Below are 18,807 nucleotides of genomic sequence, written 5' to 3'. Positions count from 1 at the left end.
AACTAAAACCGACCCGAACTTTGGAGAAGAAAGGTGATGAAGTACCATGAACGTTATTCCGACTGTCAAAAAAATCCCGCTGGGCCTCATCGCCCTTGGCTTGTCGGCTGCTCTGCTGGTCGTTCCCGGAGGCACCCCCGCTTCCGCGGCACCGTCGCCCGAGATCGCCGTCTTGAACGAAGCGGCTCCCGATACCGAGCTTCACTCGCCCTCCGCCGCCCAGGATGAGAAAAAGCGGCGCAAAGGCTTCTTCTTGTTCGAAGATGCCGCCGCCGTCATCGGCGTGGACAAAAAAGAGCTGAAAAAGCAGCTTGAAGCCGGCAAAAGCATAGCGGATATCGCCAAGGCGAAAGGCATCGGCGAAGAGGATCTGATCAACCGGATGATCGCCATCCGGAACCAGAAAATCGACGAAGCCGTCCAATCCGGCAAATGGCCGCAGGACAAAGCGGACCGCATCAAACAAAAGCTGCCGGAGCACCTGAAAGCGATGGTCAACAAAAAAGACTGGAAGGAATGGAAAAAGGACAAGGAACGCCACCACAAAAAAGGGAAAGAGATACAGTCCCATTCCGGCATTCCAAGTCATGAATCCATGATCTACTAATCGCTGCCATACCGAACAAACGTCCAAACCGGCCCTGGGCCGGTTTGGACGTTTGTTCGGAGCTTCTTCGGCAGCTCCCCTCCCCCGGCTACCATACCGAGGAACTGCCCGCGAAATGGTGTTAGTGGCGTACAGGCCGTCATAAGAATGTCATAAACTTGTGATACGCTGGTGGATGACACTTTTAACCCCACAACAAGGAGGCCGTTCACCATGCCGCTTATCACGGACCGTCAACGCAAATGGCTGATTGCCGCAGCGATCGGCACCGTCGCGTTGGCCGCTGCCGCCCTGCCCTTTCAGCAGCCCCCCACATCCGCTCAGACGAACGCCGGCTCCGCCTCCGGGACCCTGTCTTCCGGCGAAGAGCTGTACAAGCAGCACTGCTTGTCGTGCCATGCCGCAGACGGCGCAGGACGGGGCTCGAATCCGGCGCTGACGACAGAACGCTTCAAGAAAAAATACGGCACCTTCGAAGAGGCGTACGGCTATATCAGCACCGAGATGCCGCAAAACGCGCCGGCCACGCTCCGGAACGAAGACTACGAAGCGATCGTCAACTATGTATTGTCGCTTAACGGCATTCCGACGGAATTATCCGATATCGAAGCACATTGGGCCCGGGATTCGATCTTGGCGCTTCATCGCAAACGGGCCGTCGACGGTTATATCGAAGACGGCAAGCTGCTGTATAAGCCGGAGCAGAACATTACGAGAGCGGAATTGATAACGTATCTGGTCAAAGCCAAACAGCTGTTCCTCTCGAACGGCAGCGGTCCGGACATCACCGACATCGCCAAGTCCCCCTACAAAACCTACATCGCAACGTCAATCGAATACGGCATTGTCGACGGCTACCCGGACTCCACGTTCCGGCCGGACCAGGAAATTACACGCTCGGAGATTGCGGCGATCCTGACCCGAAGCGAAGCGCTGGACACGTCGGGACAAGACGGCGGGACGGCTGCGGCCTTTGGCGATGTCGAAGGTCATTGGGCGGAAGGCCTCATCTATGCGGCCGTTCGAGCTGAGCTGTTCGACGGTTATGATGACGGCACGTTCCGGCCGGACCGGCCGATTACGCGCGCGGAAGCCGCCGCCGTGATCGCGAGGGTGAGTCCGTAGCCGTTTGCCGCACTCCCGAAGGCGATGGCGCAGAGCGGCCCTTCCCTGTTTGCATCGGATGTCCCGGGATGGTATTTTGGAAGAGGATCGCGAATCCTAGGATGATATTCATTTCTGCAGGTGAGAAGGAGGAGGCTGCACTTGGCTTCACATTTGACGGACACGACTGTACTTGGCAACGGCGTTCGGATGCCCTGGCTCGGGCTCGGCGTATGGAAAGTGACGGAAGGCCAGGAGGTCGAGCATGCGGTCCGGACTGCGATCGAAACCGGCTACCGCAGCATCGACACGGCGGCCGTATACGGCAACGAGGAAGGCGTCGGCCGGGCTATTCGCGATAGCGGCGTCTCCCGCGATGAATTGTTCGTTACGACGAAAGTGTGGAACGCCGATCAAGGCTACGACTCGACGCTGGCCGCTTATGAGCAAAGCCTCGGCAAGCTCGGTCTGGAGTACGTGGACCTGTACCTGATTCATTGGCCGGTTAAAGGCAAGTATAAGGACACATGGAAAGCGCTGGAGCATCTGTATGAGCAAGGCCGCGTGCGCGCCATCGGCGTCAGCAACTTCCACGTTCATCATCTCGACGATCTGCTGCAGGATGCGGTGGTCAAGCCGATGGTCAATCAGGTCGAGTATCATCCCCGGCTCTCTCAGCGCCCGCTGCTTGCCTATTGCCAAAAGAACGGAATTCAGATGGAAGCATGGAGTCCGCTGATGCAGGGCAAAGAGCTGATCTCGCATGAGCTGCTTGTCGGCCTCGGCCAAAAATACGGGAAGTCTCCCGCCCAGATCATTCTTCGCTGGGACTTGCAAAACGGCGTCGTTACGATTCCAAAATCGGTTACGCCGTCGCGTATTCGCGAAAACGCCGATATTTTCGATTTCCAGCTGTCCGCGGAGGATATGTCATTAATCGACGGTCTCAATCTCGATACCCGCGTCGGTGCGGACCCGGACAACTTTAATTTCTAAAAAACGAAGCGGAATGACGAAGGGGAATCAGCATGTTAAGCTTTGAACAGAAACTGGCGATCATCGAATCGTTCGCCGAGCTGGAGCGCAAAGACGTCTCGCTCGGGCGCGTCAACTTCCAGTATCCCGGAAGCGTGCACGATAAGAAAAACGTCGTCTATCATCTCCATCCGAACGGCAACGGCTTCGTATACGCCGGACTGCTTCCCGACTGCCCTGCGGACGACAAAGGGTTCGTCAACATCCGGGATCTGCCCGAGCATGAGCTTCGTTCCCTGATCGCGGACTCGATCCGTTCGCTGTCGACGGCGGCCGAACCGGCCCAAGCCAGCGGCCAGCCGCGCAGCGAACGATGGACCGGCACCGGCAACCAGTCGCTGACGCTGAAGTTCGAGGACGACTTCTGGTACATATTCGCCGGGCTGAACCTGGATTCGGTGTTCGAAACGTATGAGGAAGCGGTCGAATATTTGCAGGAGGAAGGGTTTTCCCGCTCCTGACCTTGTCCGCCGCTGTGGATGCATGAAGCCTAAGCCGGCCCTTTCGACGGGCCGGCTTTTCGTGCGGCAAATACGGCGTCGAACCCGAAGTCTGATCCGCATTTACGAAGACGCCTCCCTCATGCAGCAGTTCGTAGACGGTGCGAAACAACGCTCTCTTCTGTTCATGGGACAAATGATGGATTGACAGCGAAGAGATGACAGCGTCGTATTGTCCCCGGTACGAATAACTAGTATAATCAGCTACAATGCATTCGACCCGGGTGTCTCCTGCAAATCGGGTGCGCGCCGGCCCGATCATATTATCGCTCAGATCGACCAGGGTCAGCCATGCTTCCGGAAACTTCCGTCTGGCGAATCTGGCGAACAGGCCCGTGCCTGCGCCAAGATCCAATATGCGCGGAGCCGGCTCGCTGGTCTCGATCCAGGAGGCGGCCGCGCTGTAAAAGTCGTCGAAGCAAGGAATCAACCGTTTTCTCTGGCTGTCGTAACGGTCCGCCGCACTATCAAATTGGTTTTTCACAATGTCGGACATCCGGACACCTCCCTGTATTTTGTATTTGTTGAACGATGTGCTTGTCAATTTCAGTATATAAAACCGGATTTCCATCAGGAAATTTATAAATCGTATTAAAGTTATAGGAATTGTCTATACGGCTCTGCCAAGCTGCGATCAAGGCTCCGCAATCATTCCTATGTATTTTATTGGAAAGCTTCGCATTCAGAGCTTTCTCTTACCCCAAAAAGCAGCGGCGTACGCGAACAATATGGGTATAGACATATAGGGGGGATTCCAGATGAAGCCATTTTCAAACCGTTATATTCTGGAGAGGCTCGTAACACCGCTCCAGCAAGGCACCTTATATATCGGCAAAGACACGGCCTTAAAACGGCTCGTATTCATATACGAAATTCCGTATCAGGGAGAAACCGGCAAGTCCGGAGCGATCGCCGGGCTGAGCAAAGCTTCTCACGGCCTTCACCAGCCGGAATTTATGCACGTTCTGGATGTCGAGGTCGGAGAGGAGCAACTGCGCGCCGTCCTGAATTACAAGGAAGGCCGCCCGCTGCGCGATTTCATTCAGGAGCATCCGTTGTCCTTTAAGGAAGCCGCCTCGATGGTGGGCGATTTCGGTGCGGCCCTGCTGGACGCAGCGGAGCAGAGACCGCTCGACTTCTCGCTCGAAGCCGGCAATCTATGGGTTACCGAGGAGATGCGGATCAACGTCATCGATACGTGGAACGCGCCTTCCTTCAAGGATCGACTCGTCAAACATTTAAGCGGGCTCTTGTACCAGCTCGTTGTCGGCTCGCTTGTCGTGCCTGCGGAAGCGGGCACGTTCTCCGCCCAGCTCCGGCAGGCGATGCGCCACGTTCCTTCCTCGGTGAAGGAAACGGCGATTACGGCTCTAACGGAAGGCTGGCAGGAAAACATTACGGCTGCCGATCTCGTCCGTATCGTCTCGGATATGCGCCCGGAAATCGTTCACGGAGACAACCGGTCGGGCGATCCGCTCGCTCCCCCGCTGCCTTCGCGTAAAGAACCGCGCTCCCCGTCCGACGATCATGAACGCCGTTATGAAGCGGTGCCTGATGAAGATCCGAACGACGACTTGCAGGCGGAAGCCGATGAAGCGGAGGCGGATGAGGCTGTTTCGGACGGCCGGAAGGGGCGCTTATTCCGGATCAGCAAGTCGCTTTGGATCGGCGGGGCGTTCGCGCTTGTAGGGGTCGCCGTTTTCGTCGGAGTATTTACGCTGCTGCTGGGAATTACTGGCAATAAAGGGGAGGAAGCGCCGTCCGTCGCTACGCCCGATCAGCCGGCCCAGCAGAAGCAGGGGCCTACGGAGGTGCCCAAAAAAGATCAGCCTGCGCCTGACCCGGTAAAACCGCCGGTCACTCCCGCTCCCGGGTCCGGTTCCGGCGATGTGGTGGACATCCCGACCTTAACCGGCCTGGCTAGGGAAGACGCCGAGAAGCTGGCGCTGGCCTACGGTCTCAAATACGAATATTTTATCGAATTCGGCACTCAGGCAGCGGGCACTGTGATCCGGCAGGACCCGGTTCCGAGCAAGAAAGTGGAGAAAGGCAGCAAAGTTACGTTCTGGGTCAGCAAAGGTCCCCCGTCGCCATAACGGGACAGAAATAAAAAGAAAAGCTTCTTAACGAAGCCTTAGCCACGATGAATGACCTTGCGTAGGTGAAGGATTTCCTTGTTAAAAATATTTTATTTCACCATTTTGAACACCTTAGGAAACTTACACATTCCGGCCTTTAAAACAAAGGGCTTCTCCGGCAATGCGTCATGGTAACATGCGCCCGGGAAGCCCTTCTTGTGTTACTCTCTTTGTTTTTTTTGCGGAAAGGTAATATGGAACGTCGTCCCCTTGGTCAGCTCGGACTGGACGCGGATGTCGCCGTCATGCGCCTCTACGATCCACTTGGCGATCGACAAGCCGAGCCCGGTCCCGCCCTCCGTCCGCGAACGCGAAATATTGACCCGGTAGAACCGTTCGAATATCCGGGAGATGTGCTCCTGGCCGATGCCGCAGCCGCTGTCCTTGACGACCAGATGAACGGCGCTGGAGCTTTTGCGGCAGTGCAGCTCGATCGTTCCGTCCGCAGGCGTATACTTCAAGGAGTTGTCCAGTAAAATGACGATCAGTTGGCGGATTCGGCCCTCGTCCCCGCGGAATACCGTTCCTTCCTGTATATCGGTGTTGATCGTAATGCTTTTCGTTTCGGCCAAGTACCGGAACTGCTGGGCAATATCCTCCAGGAGCGGACCGAGCGGAAACGTGTTCGATTGAATCTGCAACTGGTCCGAATCGGAGCGCGCGAGCGTCAGCAGATCGTCGATCAGCTTGCCCATCCGCTTGCTCTCCTTCAGCACATTGGCGATGTTTTCGCTTTCCTGCTCGATCGTATGGCCGGGATGACGGAACAGCAGCTCCGTCTGCGCCTGAATGACCGTAGTCGGCGTCCTGAGCTCGTGCGAAGCGTCTGCCACGAACTGCTGCTGCTTGTCCCATGAACGCCGGATCGGAATAAGCGATCGTCCCGCCAAAAAAAAGCCGGCAATGACGGATAACACGATACCTGCCGCGATTCCGATAAAAATGACGAACCGGAGCGCTTTCAGCATCCGTTTCTCGTCGCCCAAATCTTTCAGCAGCGTCACCGCCGCTATGACGGGAACGGACGGATCGTCGGACGGCCGCTTGATTTTTCCTTCATTTGGGAACTGCAGCAGCCTGTAGCTTTGCCCGTTATACGTCATGTTTTTCATCGTGCGCTCGGTCAGCTCCTGGCGGAACCCGTACTGGTGCTCGACCGGGATGAAGCGTTTCGGAAGCGGATTCAGCAGCTCCCCCTGGGTGTTCCAGAACAAATAAAACGTGCCGATGTCCAGCTCCGGATGGATATCCTGAAAGCCGAGCCGGACGATCTTCCGTTCCGTCTGCTGAAGCCCTGTGTCGACCTGCTCAAACAGCTTGTAACGGACATACGCATACAATAACGCGCTGAAGCTGGTCAAAATCAGAAGGATCACGATCGAGTATAACAGGACCAGGCGTATCCTGGTTTTATGGAACATGCTGCTCCCCCTTGAACATATACCCCGCGCCCCGGATCGTCTGCAGTAACGATTCGACGCCGCAGGCAGCCAGCTTTTTGCGCAGCAGGTGGACGTACACATCGACGGCGCTGGAAGCGGTATCGGAGTCGAAGCCCCAGATCCGGTGCAGAATTTGCTCACGGGTCAAAATCTGCTCTTTGTTGCACATAAAAAATTCAAGCAGATCGTATTCCTTGGTCGTCAGCTTTAATGCCTGCTCCCCCGTAAAAGCGTCCCGGAGCGCCGGCACGAGCCGGATCGGACCGCATACGAGCAAGCCGTCGGCATGAATCGTTCCCTGCCTGCGAAGCACCGCTCTCGTCCGGGCCAGCAGCTCCGATACGGCAAAAGGTTTGACGAGATAGTCGTCCGCCCCGGCATCCAGTCCGGCTACCCGGTCCTCCAGACTGTCTTTGGCCGTCAGCAGTATGATCGGCGTCATGATCGACCTCTCGCGAAGCTTTTTGACGATATCGATCCCGCTCATCCCGGGCAGCATAATGTCAAGCACGATCAAATCGTAAATTGCCTGCTCCGCCAAAAAATATCCGTCGTCTCCGGTAGCTGCGCAATCGGTCTGGAACGACTCGCTTTCGAATACGTCCTGTATCACTTTTTGCAGAGACGGCTCGTCCTCAACAACCAGAACTCTCATTAAGCCCCCATCCTTTTCATCCGGATACCGTATAATTTCGTTCGAATTGATTGTAGCAGATTAGACCGTTTTAAGAAAATTTAAATAGTCCGGGACTATACTAAACGTGTAGAATCATTCGATAAAGGAGGCAACCGGGATGAACGTCGATCTCATCTACCGTCTTATCGACGACGCAGGGTACTGGGCGTTGTTCATTCAGCTCGCTCTCGGTCTGTTCGGGCTTCCGCTGCCGCACGAGATTGTCGTGATGACCGGTGGCGCCGCCGCTTCCAGCGGGCTGTTTTATCCGATCGCTGCCTTTGCCACGATATATATGGGTCTTGCCGTCGCACTAACTGTCGGTTATTCGATCGGCCGGTGGATCGGTGTCAAGCTGCTTGCCCGTCTGCGGAATAAGAAATATAGCCGATATATCCGTTTCACCGAGAGGCTGATGGGGAAGTACGGCAGCTTCGCATTGTGCATCAGCAGTTTTTTCCCTGTCGTGCGCCATCTGATGCCCATCCTCGCGGGAACGAACCGGATGAGGTTCAAGCGATTTGCCCTTTTTGCCTATGCACCGGCCTTGGTCTGGACTTCCATTTATTTCACCATCGGATTTCAAGCGGGTGATCAGGTCCAGGATTTGTGGAGCTACATCTCCACCACCGGGCTCAAATGGGTATGGCTGCCCTGCGTACTTGCCGCGATCTACGTTATCGCCCTGCTGTCCCGCAAAATAAAAGCGGCCCGGCTATGGAAGCCGAACCGGATGGAGCGTCATTCGTTCAAACGATAAACGGTGCGCGGATCGACTCCATTTCCTGTGAAGTTTCAATTGGCTTGGCAGCCTATAAAAGAGGAACTGTGCCAACGGCGTTCGCATGAGAGGGAAATAGGCCACTTTCCAAACGTAAGGACCTCGACTTCCACGGTAAAGTGGAGATTGAGGTCTTATTTGCAAGGGGAAAATCGGTTGTAAGCGGGGCTCGAACATCGCAACAGGACGGTTGAGACGTTGAGACAGACAGCCCCAATCCACAAAATAAGAGTCTCTGGCACCCGCTATTTTCTCCATATTAGGGTGACAGCGACGAATAGAAGCGGTTTGCATCTCTTATTTCAGCCGCCGGATGGGGTGTGCGCTCTTTTCGCCGATTTTAGCAGCTTCAAACCGCTCTTATTTCGTGTCCAAGCTGGTTTTCGGGCAAATTAAAGGGTACAAACCACCCTTATTCGGGTCTCTCACCCCCATAAACGGGACATTGATCAACGTATGAGGCGTCTCCCTGTTACACTTGCCACGATGAACGGCCTGCGGCACTTTCTGGCTTGGTAAAAGGGACTGTTCCCAAAACCGGCTACTACTTGTCAAGTTCATTTTTCGAGTTGCGAGGCACCCTTTGACCCGGTTTTTCCTTGAGAAAAGAACCTCAACCTCCACTGTTACCGTGGAAATCGAGGTCCTTTCGTTTGGAAATGGGGCTAGTTCTCCATCAGGCAAACACTTTTGGGACAAACAACATCCTTATAGCATGACCCTTGCCAATTCATGCAAACCTTCTGCCCCATTGCCCATTCCTGTACTCTCTTACGAGGAGCTGTACGAGCTGTCTTCTACATTCAAACTTCATAACAGGCGCATTTCCCGCTTAGTACAGTGAACCAAGTATACATTCCATCCAGTGAACCGTCTCCGGCTCCCAAGAGCGACGATTGCCTTCTTCGATTATTCGCCGGAAGCGAACCGGTCCGGAACGCCGCGGAGCAGGCGCAGTCCGTTTAAGATGACGAGAATCGTGCTTCCCTCATGCCCCACTACGCCGAGCGGAAGCGCGATCCCTTGCAGGAAGTTGGCCGCGATCAGCAGAACGATGACCGAAATCGAGAAGACGAGATTTTGTTTAATGATCTTTTTCGTTTTTTGCCCGAGCGCGATCGCGGTGGCGATGTTTCTTGTATCGTCGTTCATCAGAACGATATCCGCCGTCTCGAGCGCGGAGTCGCTGCCCGCTCCTCCCATGGCGATGCCCGTCGTAGCCGCCGCAAGCGCGGGCGCGTCATTGACGCCGTCCCCGACCATCGCGACTTTGCCGTACGTCTGTCTCAGCTCTTTAATTCGCGCTACCTTCTCCTCCGGCAGCAGCCGGGCGTAGACGAGATCGATGCCGGCTTCGCGAGCTACCGCCTGAGCCGTCCGCTCCTGGTCGCCGGTCAGCATCGCTACCTTTATGCCCATCTGTTTCAGACGGGCGACGACGGCAGCCGCCTGCGGCCGGATGCGGTCCTGCATCGCGATCAAGCCGGCCGGACCTTCGCTGCCACGCAGGACGACAACCGTCTTGCCCTGCTGCTCCAGTTCATGAACGGCAGCGGTTACCTCGGCCTCCCGCGTCTCCGCATCCGTCCATTCCGGCTTGCCTATCGTCCATGTCCCGCCCTTGTAGTCCGCTTCTACTCCGAAACCGGTCAGCGACGTGAACCGGTCCGGACGGCCTACTTCCAGCTTGCGCTCAGCCGCGTGCTGAACGACGGCTTTGGCCAGAGGATGCTCCGAGAAGCTTTCGATCGAAGCGGCGATCTCCAGCACCTGCTCCTCCGTGTAAGACCGGAATGCGACTACATCCGTCACCGCGGGTTTGCCCTCGGTTAAGGTGCCAGTTTTGTCAAACGCCACAACCGCGGTATTCGCCAAATGCTCCAGATGGGCGCCGCCTTTGACGAGCAGTCCTTGGCGGGCACCGTTCGAGACGGCCGACAGCACGGCCGGCATAATCGAAGCGACGAGGGCGCAAGGAGAAGCGACGACGAGAAATACCATCGCTTTATAAAACGCATCGCTCCAGCTTACCGCCGACAATACCGGCGGCACTAGGACAAGCAGCAGCGTACCGGCGATAATCACTCGGGCGTAAATTCGTTCAAACCGTTCGATAAACCGCTGCGACGCCGGCTTCTCGCTTTGCGCTTCCTGAACGAGACGGATAATTTTGGCGAACAGCGACGACTCGCTCGTCTGCGTGACTTCGACGAACAAGATGCCTTGGCCGTTCAATGTTCCTGCGTACACTCCGTCGCCTGCCACTTTGTCCACCGGAACGGATTCGCCTGTGATCGAAGCCTGGTTCACCGCCGAAGCGCCGCCTTTCACCACGCCGTCGGACGGAATGCGCTCGCCCGGCTTCACGATCACCGTATCGCCTACGGAAAGCTGCTCAATCGGCACTACAGTTTCCTGGCCATCCGTATACAAAACGGCCGTCTCCGGCTTCAGCTCCATCAGCGACGAAATATCGCGGTGGCTGCGCGCCATCGTGTAGCTCTCGAGCGCACCGCTCAGAGAGAAGATGAAGATGAGAACGGCGCCTTCCGCCCAGTACCCGATACAAGCCGCACCGATGGCGGCGACGATCATGAGCAGGTTTACGTCGAGATCGCGCTCCTGGATTAACGTCTCCAGCCCTTCCTTCGCTTTGGCGAAGCCGCCGACAATGAAGGCAAGCAAGTAGACGAGTACGGAAGCCGTGTCCGAGACGTTCCCGAGCAACCAAGCGACGGCAATCAGCAAGCCGCTTAGAAGCGCAGCCGCTCCTTCGCCGTATTGAGCGATCCACGATTTGACGCTGTGGATGGACGGCTTCACGATGGGGGAATGGACGTTGCGGTCCACGTTATTAAGGGATGAGTTCATGTTCGATCGCTCCATTCTATTTGAGATTGAGAACCATTGTTAGTACCTTAAAAATGACTCATGCTGCTCCCGATTGGGAACAGCATGATAAGAAAGCTCGTTTTTTATTTAGCATCGGTTCTTATTTATACTTATTATAAATAAATAACCGAATAACGTCAACATAAAAAAAGCGCCGATTATAACGCCGCTTTTCTCAGGCCACGATTAAGTTATTACGACGAACGGAGTCACGCCTTGATTAACTGTTACTTCATCCCCCGGGCTTCCGAACCGCTCCAGTCCAATCGGACCGCTCTGCCGGTACGGGCCGGCTGCGCTTTCCAAGCTTTCGTCTGGCGAATGTTCTCCCATCCGGTAAATATGGCCATCCCGCCAACCGCAAGCAATATGACAAATAAGATCGGGACCATGAAAGTCATCATCGGCACTCCTCGTCAAATCGTAATGACCTACTAGAATGATAATCATTATCATAATCATACCGCATTTAAAAAACATTTCAAGCTTTTTTTTGAGCGGCTGCCACAGATAGCCCCCATATTTCGATTAATAATTCAAAGTAACTCATGATTCCTGTATTTAACTCGATATACCGAATCATTCTTGCATTCAGGAAAATATTTGTCGCAAGGAAAACTTTCATATTGTACGATAAAAATCATCCGGAAGCCCGATCGGCGCCCGTCTTTTTTTCGGGCATTTTGTTTACCTAAAGGAAAAATTTTAAACCAAAGTAAAATTATATGCCCAAGGGAAAGAAATGTTCAGTGAACGCTGTGGCGCAGCGGATCGGCAGGAAGAAACCATCACAGGAGGACAAACGTGGGACCATAGCGCCCGCCAGTACGCGGGGCAGACGGACCTGAGCAACGACCAGCAGCTCCCGATCGGAGAAAGCGGTCCAGGCAGGCAGACCGAGCTTATGCGCCAAAATCGCGGTCGTTCTGCTGAACGGTATGCATACCGGTCCCAGCGAGCAAGCGGCTATTACGGCGGCAATTATAGCGGCGGTCATCACGGAGAAGGTAATCGCATACCGTTTCAGGCGGCGAGTGCCGTCAAACAAAGTTACGGTAGTAGGGGAATTCCCGGTATTGTGCTGCCGATGGGGAGCGTTGACAGTTTCCCGAACCGCTATAACGACGATACGGTTAGGGAACTGGCCGAATGGTTTCATCCCGGGCCTTTCAGGAAATAAGGAGATTCGACTATGAAAAAAGCCGTTTTTCTGATGGGTTACTGTTCGATTGCTTCGATAGACGAGCTGCCTGCCTTTTACTCGCACCTGTTCCACGGCCGCCTGCCGGTGGAATCGGTTATGTCGGATGCGGCCAAGCGTTACCGGCGCCTGGGAACCGTCGATCCGCTCGGCGCGGTCACAGCCCGGCAGCCCGGGCGCTTGAACGAAGGCTGGAGCTTCGTTACGGCGAGAAGATTGCGGTGTATACCGCGTTCAAGCATACGCCGCCGTTTATCGGAGAAGCCGCCGCAGACGGAGCGGCCGCCGTCGTCGCATGCGACCTGCTCACCGTGACGGAAAATGTCGAGGTCGTCTATGATTGCGGCCACGATTGCAGCGTGAAAGCCAGAGAACTCGGCATGGAATTCGTATCGGTTCAATATCCGAACGATTCGGACGATTTTATGACCGCACTGGAGCGAATCGTCGCCGGTTTCATCGACGCCTCCGAGGTTCAAGGCTGACCTTTCCCCCCTCTCTCGTCGCAATACCACCAGGCTTGCGCCCGAAACATCGCTGCATAGCAGGAATCCGCAGCCATCAGCGCTTCATGGGTTCCTTCTTCGGCGATCGCACCGTCCCGAAGCACGACGATCCGGTCGGCGTACCGCGCCCAGCCGAGCCGGTGCGAGACGAACAGCACGGTCCGACCTCGGGACAATTCGCGGAACGAACGGTACAGTTCCTGTTCGTGCTGCGGGTCCAGCGCGGCGGTCGGCTCATCGAGCACCAGCAGGCGGGCCGGGCGGATCGCGGCGCGGGAGATCGCGAGACGCTGCCATTGTCCGCCGCTCAGCTCGCGGGCGCCTTCCGTCACAAGCCCGACCCGCGAATCGAGATCACCGCCCCCGATCCGCTCGGCCCCGCCCGCCCGCATCGCGAGCCGGACCGAATCGTCGTCGTTCAGCAGGTCCGGCCGGCCAAAACCGACGTTGTCGCGAACCGTCGTTTCATAGCGGACGTAGTCCTGGAACGCGGCGGATACCGATTCTCGGAACAGCTCCCGGTCCAATTCCCGGTAGTCGGTACCGTCCCACGTCACTTGGCCCGATGTCGGCTCGTACAGACCGAGCAGCAGCCGGACGAGCGTCGATTTGCCCGCACCGTTTCCCCCTACAAGCGCTACGGTCTCGCCGGGCTTCAGCTCCAGCCGGATATTACGCAGCACCGGCTGCGAAGCGCCGGGATAACGAAACTCCACCTGATCGAACACGATGCACCCCTCTTCGCCCGGCACTTGGGAAGACCGGCTCTCTGCGGCGGACGCTCCGTCCGGACCATAACGCTCCCGGCGCTCCGCTGCCCCAGTCCTCTCTCCTGCTCCCGCCTCCGTCTCCGGCGGTTCATGCAAATACCGGACCAGGTCGGTGATTTTCGCACTTTGCAAATACAGCTTCCCTACCGGCCACGCCATTCTTCCGGATATTCCGTAAGCTTGCCTCATCGCCTGGAAGACGACGACCAGCGTTCCCGCCGTAAACGTTCCCGCCTTCATCTGCAAAACGAGCCATACGATCGAAGCGAACAGGCCGGCGATCTGAACGGCCGATACGACGATGCCGTGACGGATCTCTCTCCGGTTCGCATCGCCGCGAAGTGTAACCGCCTGCTCCGTGACCGCATGCCATTTTCCGATCAGGTAGCTCATCGATCCGAATAAACGAAGCTCCTTCACCGTCGCCGGCTGGACCGCAGCGCTGCGCAAATAGTCGGAGTATCTGCCGGAGAACGTCAGCTCCCGGTTCAACCTGCGCTTCACCATATCCGCTTCCAGACGGATCGCGAATGACACCGTAAACACGAAGGCAAGAATAACGCCGACGACCGGATCGGCCAGCCAGCATACGACCAGCAGCCCCGCGAACTCGAATAACAGGCGGAGCAGCGCAATCCCGTTTTGCAAAATGTCGAACAGCTCCGACCTGGCCGCCTGATTGGCTCGGTCCAACCGGTCATAGTAGCCGGCCTGCTCCATCCGCTCGAGCGGAACGCCGACCGCCTTGGCATGCACCTCGGCCTGCAGAAGCATCGACGCCCGGTCCTTCAACCCGGAATCCGTCATCTGGTCCAGGGCGGATAACGACGAGCGGAGCATCGCGACGGCCGCGATCACGACGACAGGTTGCCAGGCCAACGCGAGCATCTCGGTCCAGCTTTTGCCGCCGATTCCTCCTGTAAATAGATCGATCAGCTCCCGCTGCGCCGCGAAGCCCGGAACGAGCAGCAGCCCGAGCAGCAGCGGAACGGCGAGCCATACCGATGCAAGCACGGGCATAGCCCTCCATATCCGGTATACGAGCAGCATCATGCAGCGCCCTAACGAATAGCGGCTAGATCTTTTCATTTCCCCTCCTATGGATGAAGCGAAATCCCGGACAGCGGACGGACGCCGGCCCCCTCCCTCCGTCTATCCGCGTCCCGCATGCGCGGTCCGGTCACCCTCTGCTTTGAATAAATTCCGGTATTGCATCGGCGTGACGCCGAACTTGCTTTTAAACCTTGCACAAAAATATTGAGCGTTGCTGTATCCGACAGCGGAGGCGATCTCCGTTACGGACGAGCGGCTGTTCTGCAAAAGTCCGCCGGCCCGCTCCATCCGCACATTCGTCAAATATTCGATAAAGGAAATCCCGGCGATCTCCTTGAACTGTCTGGACAAATATTGGGTCGACAGCCCGGCCATTCCCGCCAGCTGGTCCAGCGATATATCTTCGTGCAGATGGGCATCGATATACCGCATCAGTCCGGCTATGACTTCGTGCTGCGCATGCGGCAGCAAATGCCGCCCGATATGACCGGCAATCTGCATGCTCTGCTCGCAAATCAAGGCGACCGTTTCGGCAAACGTCCCCTGACTCGCCCGCTGATACGGCAAAACGTCGGGAAAGATACGTTCCTTCGTATTGATATCGATCATTACCTTGGACATGATCATCGTCAACTGCGCAAGCGAAAGCTCCGCCGTTTCCAGCGGGACGGGCCGGCCCTCGATCTTCTCCAAAAAATCGGCGATAAACTGCTTCGCCGCCTCGCTGTTTCCCGCACGAAGCGCGCGCTCGAACGGCTCGTAATCGATCTGAGGAATATCGCAGCGCAATCCGAGTTCCTCGGAGTCAAACACGCGGTTCATCCCGAGCAGAAACGTGTATTTCAAAGCGCTGGCCGCTTGTTCGTTCGACTTGGCGATATCCTCGCGCGTCTGTACCAGACCGCCCATCCCGGCCGCATAACCGCGATCCCCGGCAAGTGAAGGCAGCAAGCGCTCCAGCTCCTCCCGGATGCGCTCCCGGAGGGTCCCCGTCTCATCGCTGAAATACAGGATCGTGATCTCATGCGCATCTTTCTCGGCGACTAACTGCGTAATCGGACTGCCGCTCTGAAGGGCCGGGACGAGCTCGCGCGCGCCGCCGTTCTCCATCCTGACAGCCGCCACGACGTAACCGGCTTTGACCGGCACCTGCTTCGGCATCTCGTCCTCGGACAATCGGCCGTTCAGCAAGGCGTGCAGCATATTCCCGTCCACTTGCTGGGACAGCTGCTGGATCGTGCTGTACAGCCCGTTCAGCACGAGATCGAGCGCCAGAAATTCATTGCGCTGCTGATTCGGAAGCAGCCCGTTGTCGCGTTCCTTCAGCCGTAGCAGCATCGTTTGCACAGGTTTATACGATTTGAGCGACAAATAATAAGCGATCAGCACGCCTAACGCGATCACGCCCAGACATACGAAAACGACGTTGCGCTGCATCTGGGCGGAAGCCGGAGCTACCATCCCTTTCGGCCGGATCGAGGCATATGCCCAATCGCCGTTCCCTTCGGACGCCGGAAGCAGGCTCACTCCTTTGTCGCCGCTCCCTGCCCCCCGTTCCCGGACGTTCAGCACCCGAGTGAAATCCGTTTCCGTAACGTGATCCGAGCCGGTCATATAGCCGTCCTTGACGCTCAGCATCACAAATTTCTCTCCGGAATCGCCGGCAAGCCCGCTGAGGATGTCGCGGAACCGGTCGGCGCGAATGTCGATCAGCATATACCCTTGGATCTCGCCGCCCTTCGCCCGTTCGGGAAACGAATATACGAACGTCATGAGCCGGTCGTACACCCCTTCGCCGTAATACACGTTGCGCTGCAGCCAGCGGTTTGTCGGGATTTCGTCCTTTTGCAGCCGCTGGATCAGTTCGGCGCCCGGCGTATGCTCCTCCTTCGGGAAGAAGGCGTGCTTGTCGACCATAAAATTCGTATTTTTGAAATAAACCGTTACGTTCTCCGCTTCGGGCCGGCCGGAAACGATCGTTTTCAAGTGAGCGGCCAAATGATACATTTGATATACATTTTGTCCGTACTCTTCGTAATAGACGGAAAACGCGTCCCGCCCCGGCTTATCGACCGCCGACAGCAAATTGCTGACGAACGCGTTTTTGAATACGTTCGGGTACGTATTCTCCAGATGCTCCTGAACGCCCAGCAGCTTGCTGCGGCTTTGCCGCTCCAGCTCCTCATGGGCGGCTCTTCCGGCCCTGTCGTACAGGACGGCGCCGCATAAGCAGGCGATCAGGGCGGTTGTCACCGCATACGATACGAACAACCGCCGAAAGTAAGCGTTTTCGAATAAAGCGCTGAATCGGCGTACCCTCTCTTTTCTCATCCGAATGCCCCCATTCCACGTCGCCTTCCCGTTCCGTTCTCTCCCTTATGTAACTTGAATCGTAACATGCGGTATACGACTTGTAAACAGTGGGCCGCATCCGTTCTCCCTCCCTCACTCCAAGCCGAATCACCCGCCCTGCCGCGCAAAAAAACGTACTCCGCAGAAAAACTGTAATGCCGCTGCGCAAACAAATGTAATGAATCTTAAAAATTTAATATAGGCCCGCCGGCCGGAATATCAGACAATAAGAATGCAGTCGCCATAACAAATCGAAGGGGTGTACGTAACATGTCACGATCCAGCAATAACCCGGAACAGGAGGACAAGTATACGAGGGGCCGGAAACGCCGCCGGGCGCGAAGCGGAACGGTCGTCCTGGCCAGCCTGATGATCGCGCCGCTGCTGCTGACCTCCTGCGGGAGCCGAAGCGGAAGCTCCGGAGAAGCGCCGCAGACCAGGACTCGTCCCGAAACGCCCAAGCCGCCGGAGCCGGTGGAGCTCGTATTTAAGGATGCGACGTTCGGCTGGTCAGCGGAATCATTCATGAAAGACTACGGCAATGCGATTCAGAACAAATATCCGCATATGAAAATTTCGTTCGTGCCGAAAAGCGCCGCTCCGATCAAGGAGATGCTGACGACCAAAGCGCAGCTTGATGTCGTTATTGTAGCGCTGTCGGGCTTCTACGGGAATATCGAAGATAACAAGCTGCAATTCGACATGACGCCTTACATCAAAAAGCATGGCTTTGATATGGAACGCATCGACCCGACGACGGTCGCGCTCGCCAAGCAGCTCGCCGGGGGCGGCATCTACGGGATGCCGGTAAACGGGGCCGCTTCGCCGATCGTCTACAACAAGGACTTGTTCGACAAGTTCGGGGTCGCCTATCCGACGGACAATATGACGTGGGACGATCTGTACGAGATGACGAAAAAGCTGTCCCGGAGCGAAGGCGGCGTATCGTATTACGGAACCGTCATCTCGCCGGTCGATGCGCTGCTGCGCAATTCGTTTTCGCTCGGCTTCATCAAGCCGACGACGCAAAAAGCCGATTTGTCAAGCAGCAAGTGGAGGGACTACGTTCACAACCTGCTCCGCTTTTACCAGATTCCCGGCAATCAGCTGTCGCCCGCCCAGCTCGCGGGAGGCGAGACGAGAACGCTGTTTCACAAGGAGCAGCGGCTTGCCATGTGGCTTCCGGTGTCCGGTACCGGCGTTCACGATTTGTCGTTCGAAGGGATCAATTACGATTTCGCGAAAATCCCGTCGTTTAAAGAGGCGCCCGGCATCGGACCGCAGTCGTGGCCGCTGTTCTTCTACTTGACGAGCACGAGCGCGCACAAGGAGGAGGCGTTTCAGGCTCTCGCCTTTCTGGCGTCGGACGAATTCCAGCTGCAGAAGTCGCGCAGCGGCATCCTGACCGTGCTGAGAAACAAAGAGATCCGGCAAGCGTTCGCCCAGGATGCGCCCGAATATAAAGGGAAAAATCTGCAGGCGTTCCTGCCGGAAACGTTCGCGCCGCCCGCGTACATGTCCAAATATAACGGCTACGGCGTCGCGGAGCTGAACAAGGCGTTCACCGAGCTGATGGCCGGAGGCAAAGATTACAATTCGGCGATCCGGGAAGCCGAGGAGCGGACCAATCAAAAAATCGCGGAATTGGAATCCGCCAACAAGTAGCCGGCGGCGCAAGACGGATTCAGGCACGACGGCTGCGGAGCCCGCGCGGTCCCGCAGTCTGACAATAACCATGGGGAAATGGAGT

Annotated in this window: 16 protein-coding genes and 1 pseudogene; 10 read left to right on the top strand and 7 right to left on the bottom strand. The window is 56.5% G+C overall.

Annotated elements, in window-relative coordinates:
* Nucleotides 1–46: 46 nt before the first annotated feature.
* The 4 genes from IDH45_RS08265 (at nucleotide 47) to IDH45_RS08250 (ending at nucleotide 3,207) form a co-directional block, all read left to right on the top strand.
* Complete coding sequence (locus IDH45_RS08265) at nucleotides 47–607, top strand: hypothetical protein (RefSeq protein WP_190926424.1); 561 nt, start codon at nucleotides 47–49, stop codon at nucleotides 605–607.
* Nucleotides 608–820: 213 nt separating this feature from the next.
* Entirely contained in the window at nucleotides 821–1,732 is a 912-nt protein-coding gene (locus tag IDH45_RS08260) for an S-layer homology domain-containing protein (RefSeq protein WP_190926422.1), read from the top strand.
* 189 nt (nucleotides 1,733–1,921) lie between these two features.
* Entirely contained in the window at nucleotides 1,922–2,707 is a 786-nt protein-coding gene (locus IDH45_RS08255) for an aldo/keto reductase (protein WP_317891173.1), read from the top strand.
* 32 nt (nucleotides 2,708–2,739) lie between these two features.
* Nucleotides 2,740–3,207 carry a hypothetical protein gene (locus tag IDH45_RS08250; RefSeq protein WP_190926418.1) on the top strand — a complete coding sequence of 156 codons (468 nt, stop codon included), beginning with the start codon at nucleotides 2,740–2,742 and terminating at the stop codon, nucleotides 3,205–3,207.
* 91 nt (nucleotides 3,208–3,298) lie between these two features.
* Here the strand turns inward: IDH45_RS08250 and IDH45_RS35195 are convergent.
* Nucleotides 3,299–3,742: pseudogene (locus IDH45_RS35195) on the bottom strand (class I SAM-dependent methyltransferase); the annotation flags it as partial.
* 262 nt (nucleotides 3,743–4,004) lie between these two features.
* Here IDH45_RS35195 and IDH45_RS08245 point away from each other — a divergent pair.
* On the top strand, nucleotides 4,005–5,342 hold the full coding sequence (locus IDH45_RS08245; RefSeq protein WP_190926416.1) for a PASTA domain-containing protein: 1,338 nt from the start codon (nucleotides 4,005–4,007) through the stop codon (nucleotides 5,340–5,342).
* Nucleotides 5,343–5,545: 203 nt separating this feature from the next.
* Here IDH45_RS08245 and IDH45_RS08240 read toward each other — a convergent pair whose 3' ends face one another.
* The gene (locus IDH45_RS08240) at nucleotides 5,546–6,805 is read right to left on the bottom strand and encodes a sensor histidine kinase (RefSeq protein ID WP_190926414.1); all 1,260 of its coding nucleotides are present in this window, start codon (nucleotides 6,803–6,805) and stop codon (nucleotides 5,546–5,548) included.
* A complete protein-coding gene (locus IDH45_RS08235) occupies nucleotides 6,795–7,481 on the bottom strand; it encodes a response regulator transcription factor (RefSeq protein WP_190926412.1) in 687 nt (228 codons plus the stop codon). Before IDH45_RS08235 ends, IDH45_RS08240 begins: the two co-directional genes overlap by 11 nt.
* Before the next feature lie 139 nt (nucleotides 7,482–7,620).
* On the opposite strand from IDH45_RS08235, the gene IDH45_RS08230 reads away from it, so the two are divergent.
* On the top strand, nucleotides 7,621–8,262 hold the full coding sequence (locus IDH45_RS08230; protein ID WP_190926410.1) for a DedA family protein: 642 nt from the start codon (nucleotides 7,621–7,623) through the stop codon (nucleotides 8,260–8,262).
* A 930-nt stretch (nucleotides 8,263–9,192) separates the two neighbouring features.
* On the opposite strand, the gene IDH45_RS08225 is transcribed toward IDH45_RS08230, so the two are convergent.
* Entirely contained in the window at nucleotides 9,193–11,154 is a 1,962-nt protein-coding gene (locus IDH45_RS08225; RefSeq protein WP_190926408.1) for a heavy metal translocating P-type ATPase, read from the bottom strand.
* A 248-nt stretch (nucleotides 11,155–11,402) separates the two neighbouring features.
* Complete coding sequence (locus IDH45_RS08220) at nucleotides 11,403–11,576, bottom strand: hypothetical protein (protein ID WP_190926406.1); 174 nt, start codon at nucleotides 11,574–11,576, stop codon at nucleotides 11,403–11,405.
* 341 nt (nucleotides 11,577–11,917) lie between these two features.
* Between IDH45_RS08220 and IDH45_RS08215 the strand changes: the two genes are divergently transcribed.
* From IDH45_RS08215 to IDH45_RS08205, 3 genes are read left to right on the top strand one after another with little or no spacing between them, the layout of a single operon-like run.
* On the top strand, nucleotides 11,918–12,355 hold the full coding sequence (locus IDH45_RS08215) for a hypothetical protein (protein ID WP_190926404.1): 438 nt from the start codon (nucleotides 11,918–11,920) through the stop codon (nucleotides 12,353–12,355).
* A gap of 12 nt (nucleotides 12,356–12,367) precedes the next feature.
* Nucleotides 12,368–12,691, top strand: a complete 324-nt coding sequence (locus IDH45_RS08210) for a hypothetical protein (RefSeq protein WP_190926521.1) — start codon at nucleotides 12,368–12,370, stop codon at nucleotides 12,689–12,691.
* Nucleotides 12,688–12,861, top strand: coding sequence for a ferrochelatase (locus IDH45_RS08205; protein ID WP_317891171.1), 174 nt, complete (start codon nucleotides 12,688–12,690; stop codon nucleotides 12,859–12,861). The genes IDH45_RS08210 and IDH45_RS08205 overlap by 4 nt, the downstream gene beginning before the upstream one ends.
* Here IDH45_RS08205 and IDH45_RS08200 read toward each other — a convergent pair.
* Nucleotides 12,852–14,741, bottom strand: coding sequence for an ABC transporter ATP-binding protein (locus IDH45_RS08200; RefSeq protein WP_190926400.1), 1,890 nt, complete (start codon nucleotides 14,739–14,741; stop codon nucleotides 12,852–12,854). The two genes, IDH45_RS08205 and IDH45_RS08200, sit on opposite strands and share 10 nt — an antisense overlap.
* Nucleotides 14,742–14,804: 63 nt before the next feature.
* Nucleotides 14,805–17,036 (bottom strand): helix-turn-helix domain-containing protein, encoded by a 2,232-nt coding sequence (locus IDH45_RS08195; RefSeq protein WP_190926398.1) that lies wholly within the window; start codon nucleotides 17,034–17,036, stop codon nucleotides 14,805–14,807.
* A gap of 291 nt (nucleotides 17,037–17,327) precedes the next feature.
* Between IDH45_RS08195 and IDH45_RS08190 the strand changes: the two genes are divergently transcribed.
* Nucleotides 17,328–18,722, top strand: coding sequence for an ABC transporter substrate-binding protein (locus tag IDH45_RS08190; protein ID WP_190926396.1), 1,395 nt, complete (start codon nucleotides 17,328–17,330; stop codon nucleotides 18,720–18,722).
* The last annotated feature ends 85 nt before the right edge of the window (nucleotides 18,723–18,807 follow it).

The organism is Paenibacillus oceani, assembly GCF_014705615.1.
Classification (GTDB): domain Bacteria; phylum Bacillota; class Bacilli; order Paenibacillales; family NBRC-103111; genus Paenibacillus_AB; species Paenibacillus_AB oceani.
Note: the sequence above shows the minus strand (reverse complement) of the source record. Positions and strands in the feature narration are given on the sequence as shown.

Excerpts from the sequence above, each read along its gene's own strand:
- IDH45_RS08265 (WP_190926424.1), top strand. The coding sequence starts at position 47 with ATGAACGTTATTCCGACTGTCAAAAAAATCCCGCTGGGCCTCATCGCC.
- IDH45_RS08260 (WP_190926422.1), top strand. The coding sequence starts at position 821 with ATGCCGCTTATCACGGACCGTCAACGCAAATGGCTGATTGCCGCAGCG.
- IDH45_RS08255 (WP_317891173.1), top strand. The coding sequence starts at position 1,922 with ATGCCCTGGCTCGGGCTCGGCGTATGGAAAGTGACGGAAGGCCAGGAG.
- IDH45_RS08250 (WP_190926418.1), top strand. The coding sequence starts at position 2,740 with ATGTTAAGCTTTGAACAGAAACTGGCGATCATCGAATCGTTCGCCGAG.
- IDH45_RS08245 (WP_190926416.1), top strand. The coding sequence starts at position 4,005 with ATGAAGCCATTTTCAAACCGTTATATTCTGGAGAGGCTCGTAACACCG.
- IDH45_RS08240 (WP_190926414.1), bottom strand. The coding sequence starts at position 6,805 with ATGTTCCATAAAACCAGGATACGCCTGGTCCTGTTATACTCGATCGTG.
- IDH45_RS08235 (WP_190926412.1), bottom strand. The coding sequence starts at position 7,481 with ATGAGAGTTCTGGTTGTTGAGGACGAGCCGTCTCTGCAAAAAGTGATA.
- IDH45_RS08230 (WP_190926410.1), top strand. The coding sequence starts at position 7,621 with ATGAACGTCGATCTCATCTACCGTCTTATCGACGACGCAGGGTACTGG.
- IDH45_RS08225 (WP_190926408.1), bottom strand. The coding sequence starts at position 11,154 with ATGAACTCATCCCTTAATAACGTGGACCGCAACGTCCATTCCCCCATC.
- IDH45_RS08220 (WP_190926406.1), bottom strand. The coding sequence starts at position 11,576 with ATGACTTTCATGGTCCCGATCTTATTTGTCATATTGCTTGCGGTTGGC.
- IDH45_RS08215 (WP_190926404.1), top strand. The coding sequence starts at position 11,918 with ATGTTCAGTGAACGCTGTGGCGCAGCGGATCGGCAGGAAGAAACCATC.
- IDH45_RS08210 (WP_190926521.1), top strand. The coding sequence starts at position 12,368 with ATGAAAAAAGCCGTTTTTCTGATGGGTTACTGTTCGATTGCTTCGATA.
- IDH45_RS08200 (WP_190926400.1), bottom strand. The coding sequence starts at position 14,741 with ATGAAAAGATCTAGCCGCTATTCGTTAGGGCGCTGCATGATGCTGCTC.
- IDH45_RS08195 (WP_190926398.1), bottom strand. The coding sequence starts at position 17,036 with ATGAGAAAAGAGAGGGTACGCCGATTCAGCGCTTTATTCGAAAACGCT.
- IDH45_RS08190 (WP_190926396.1), top strand. The coding sequence starts at position 17,328 with ATGTCACGATCCAGCAATAACCCGGAACAGGAGGACAAGTATACGAGG.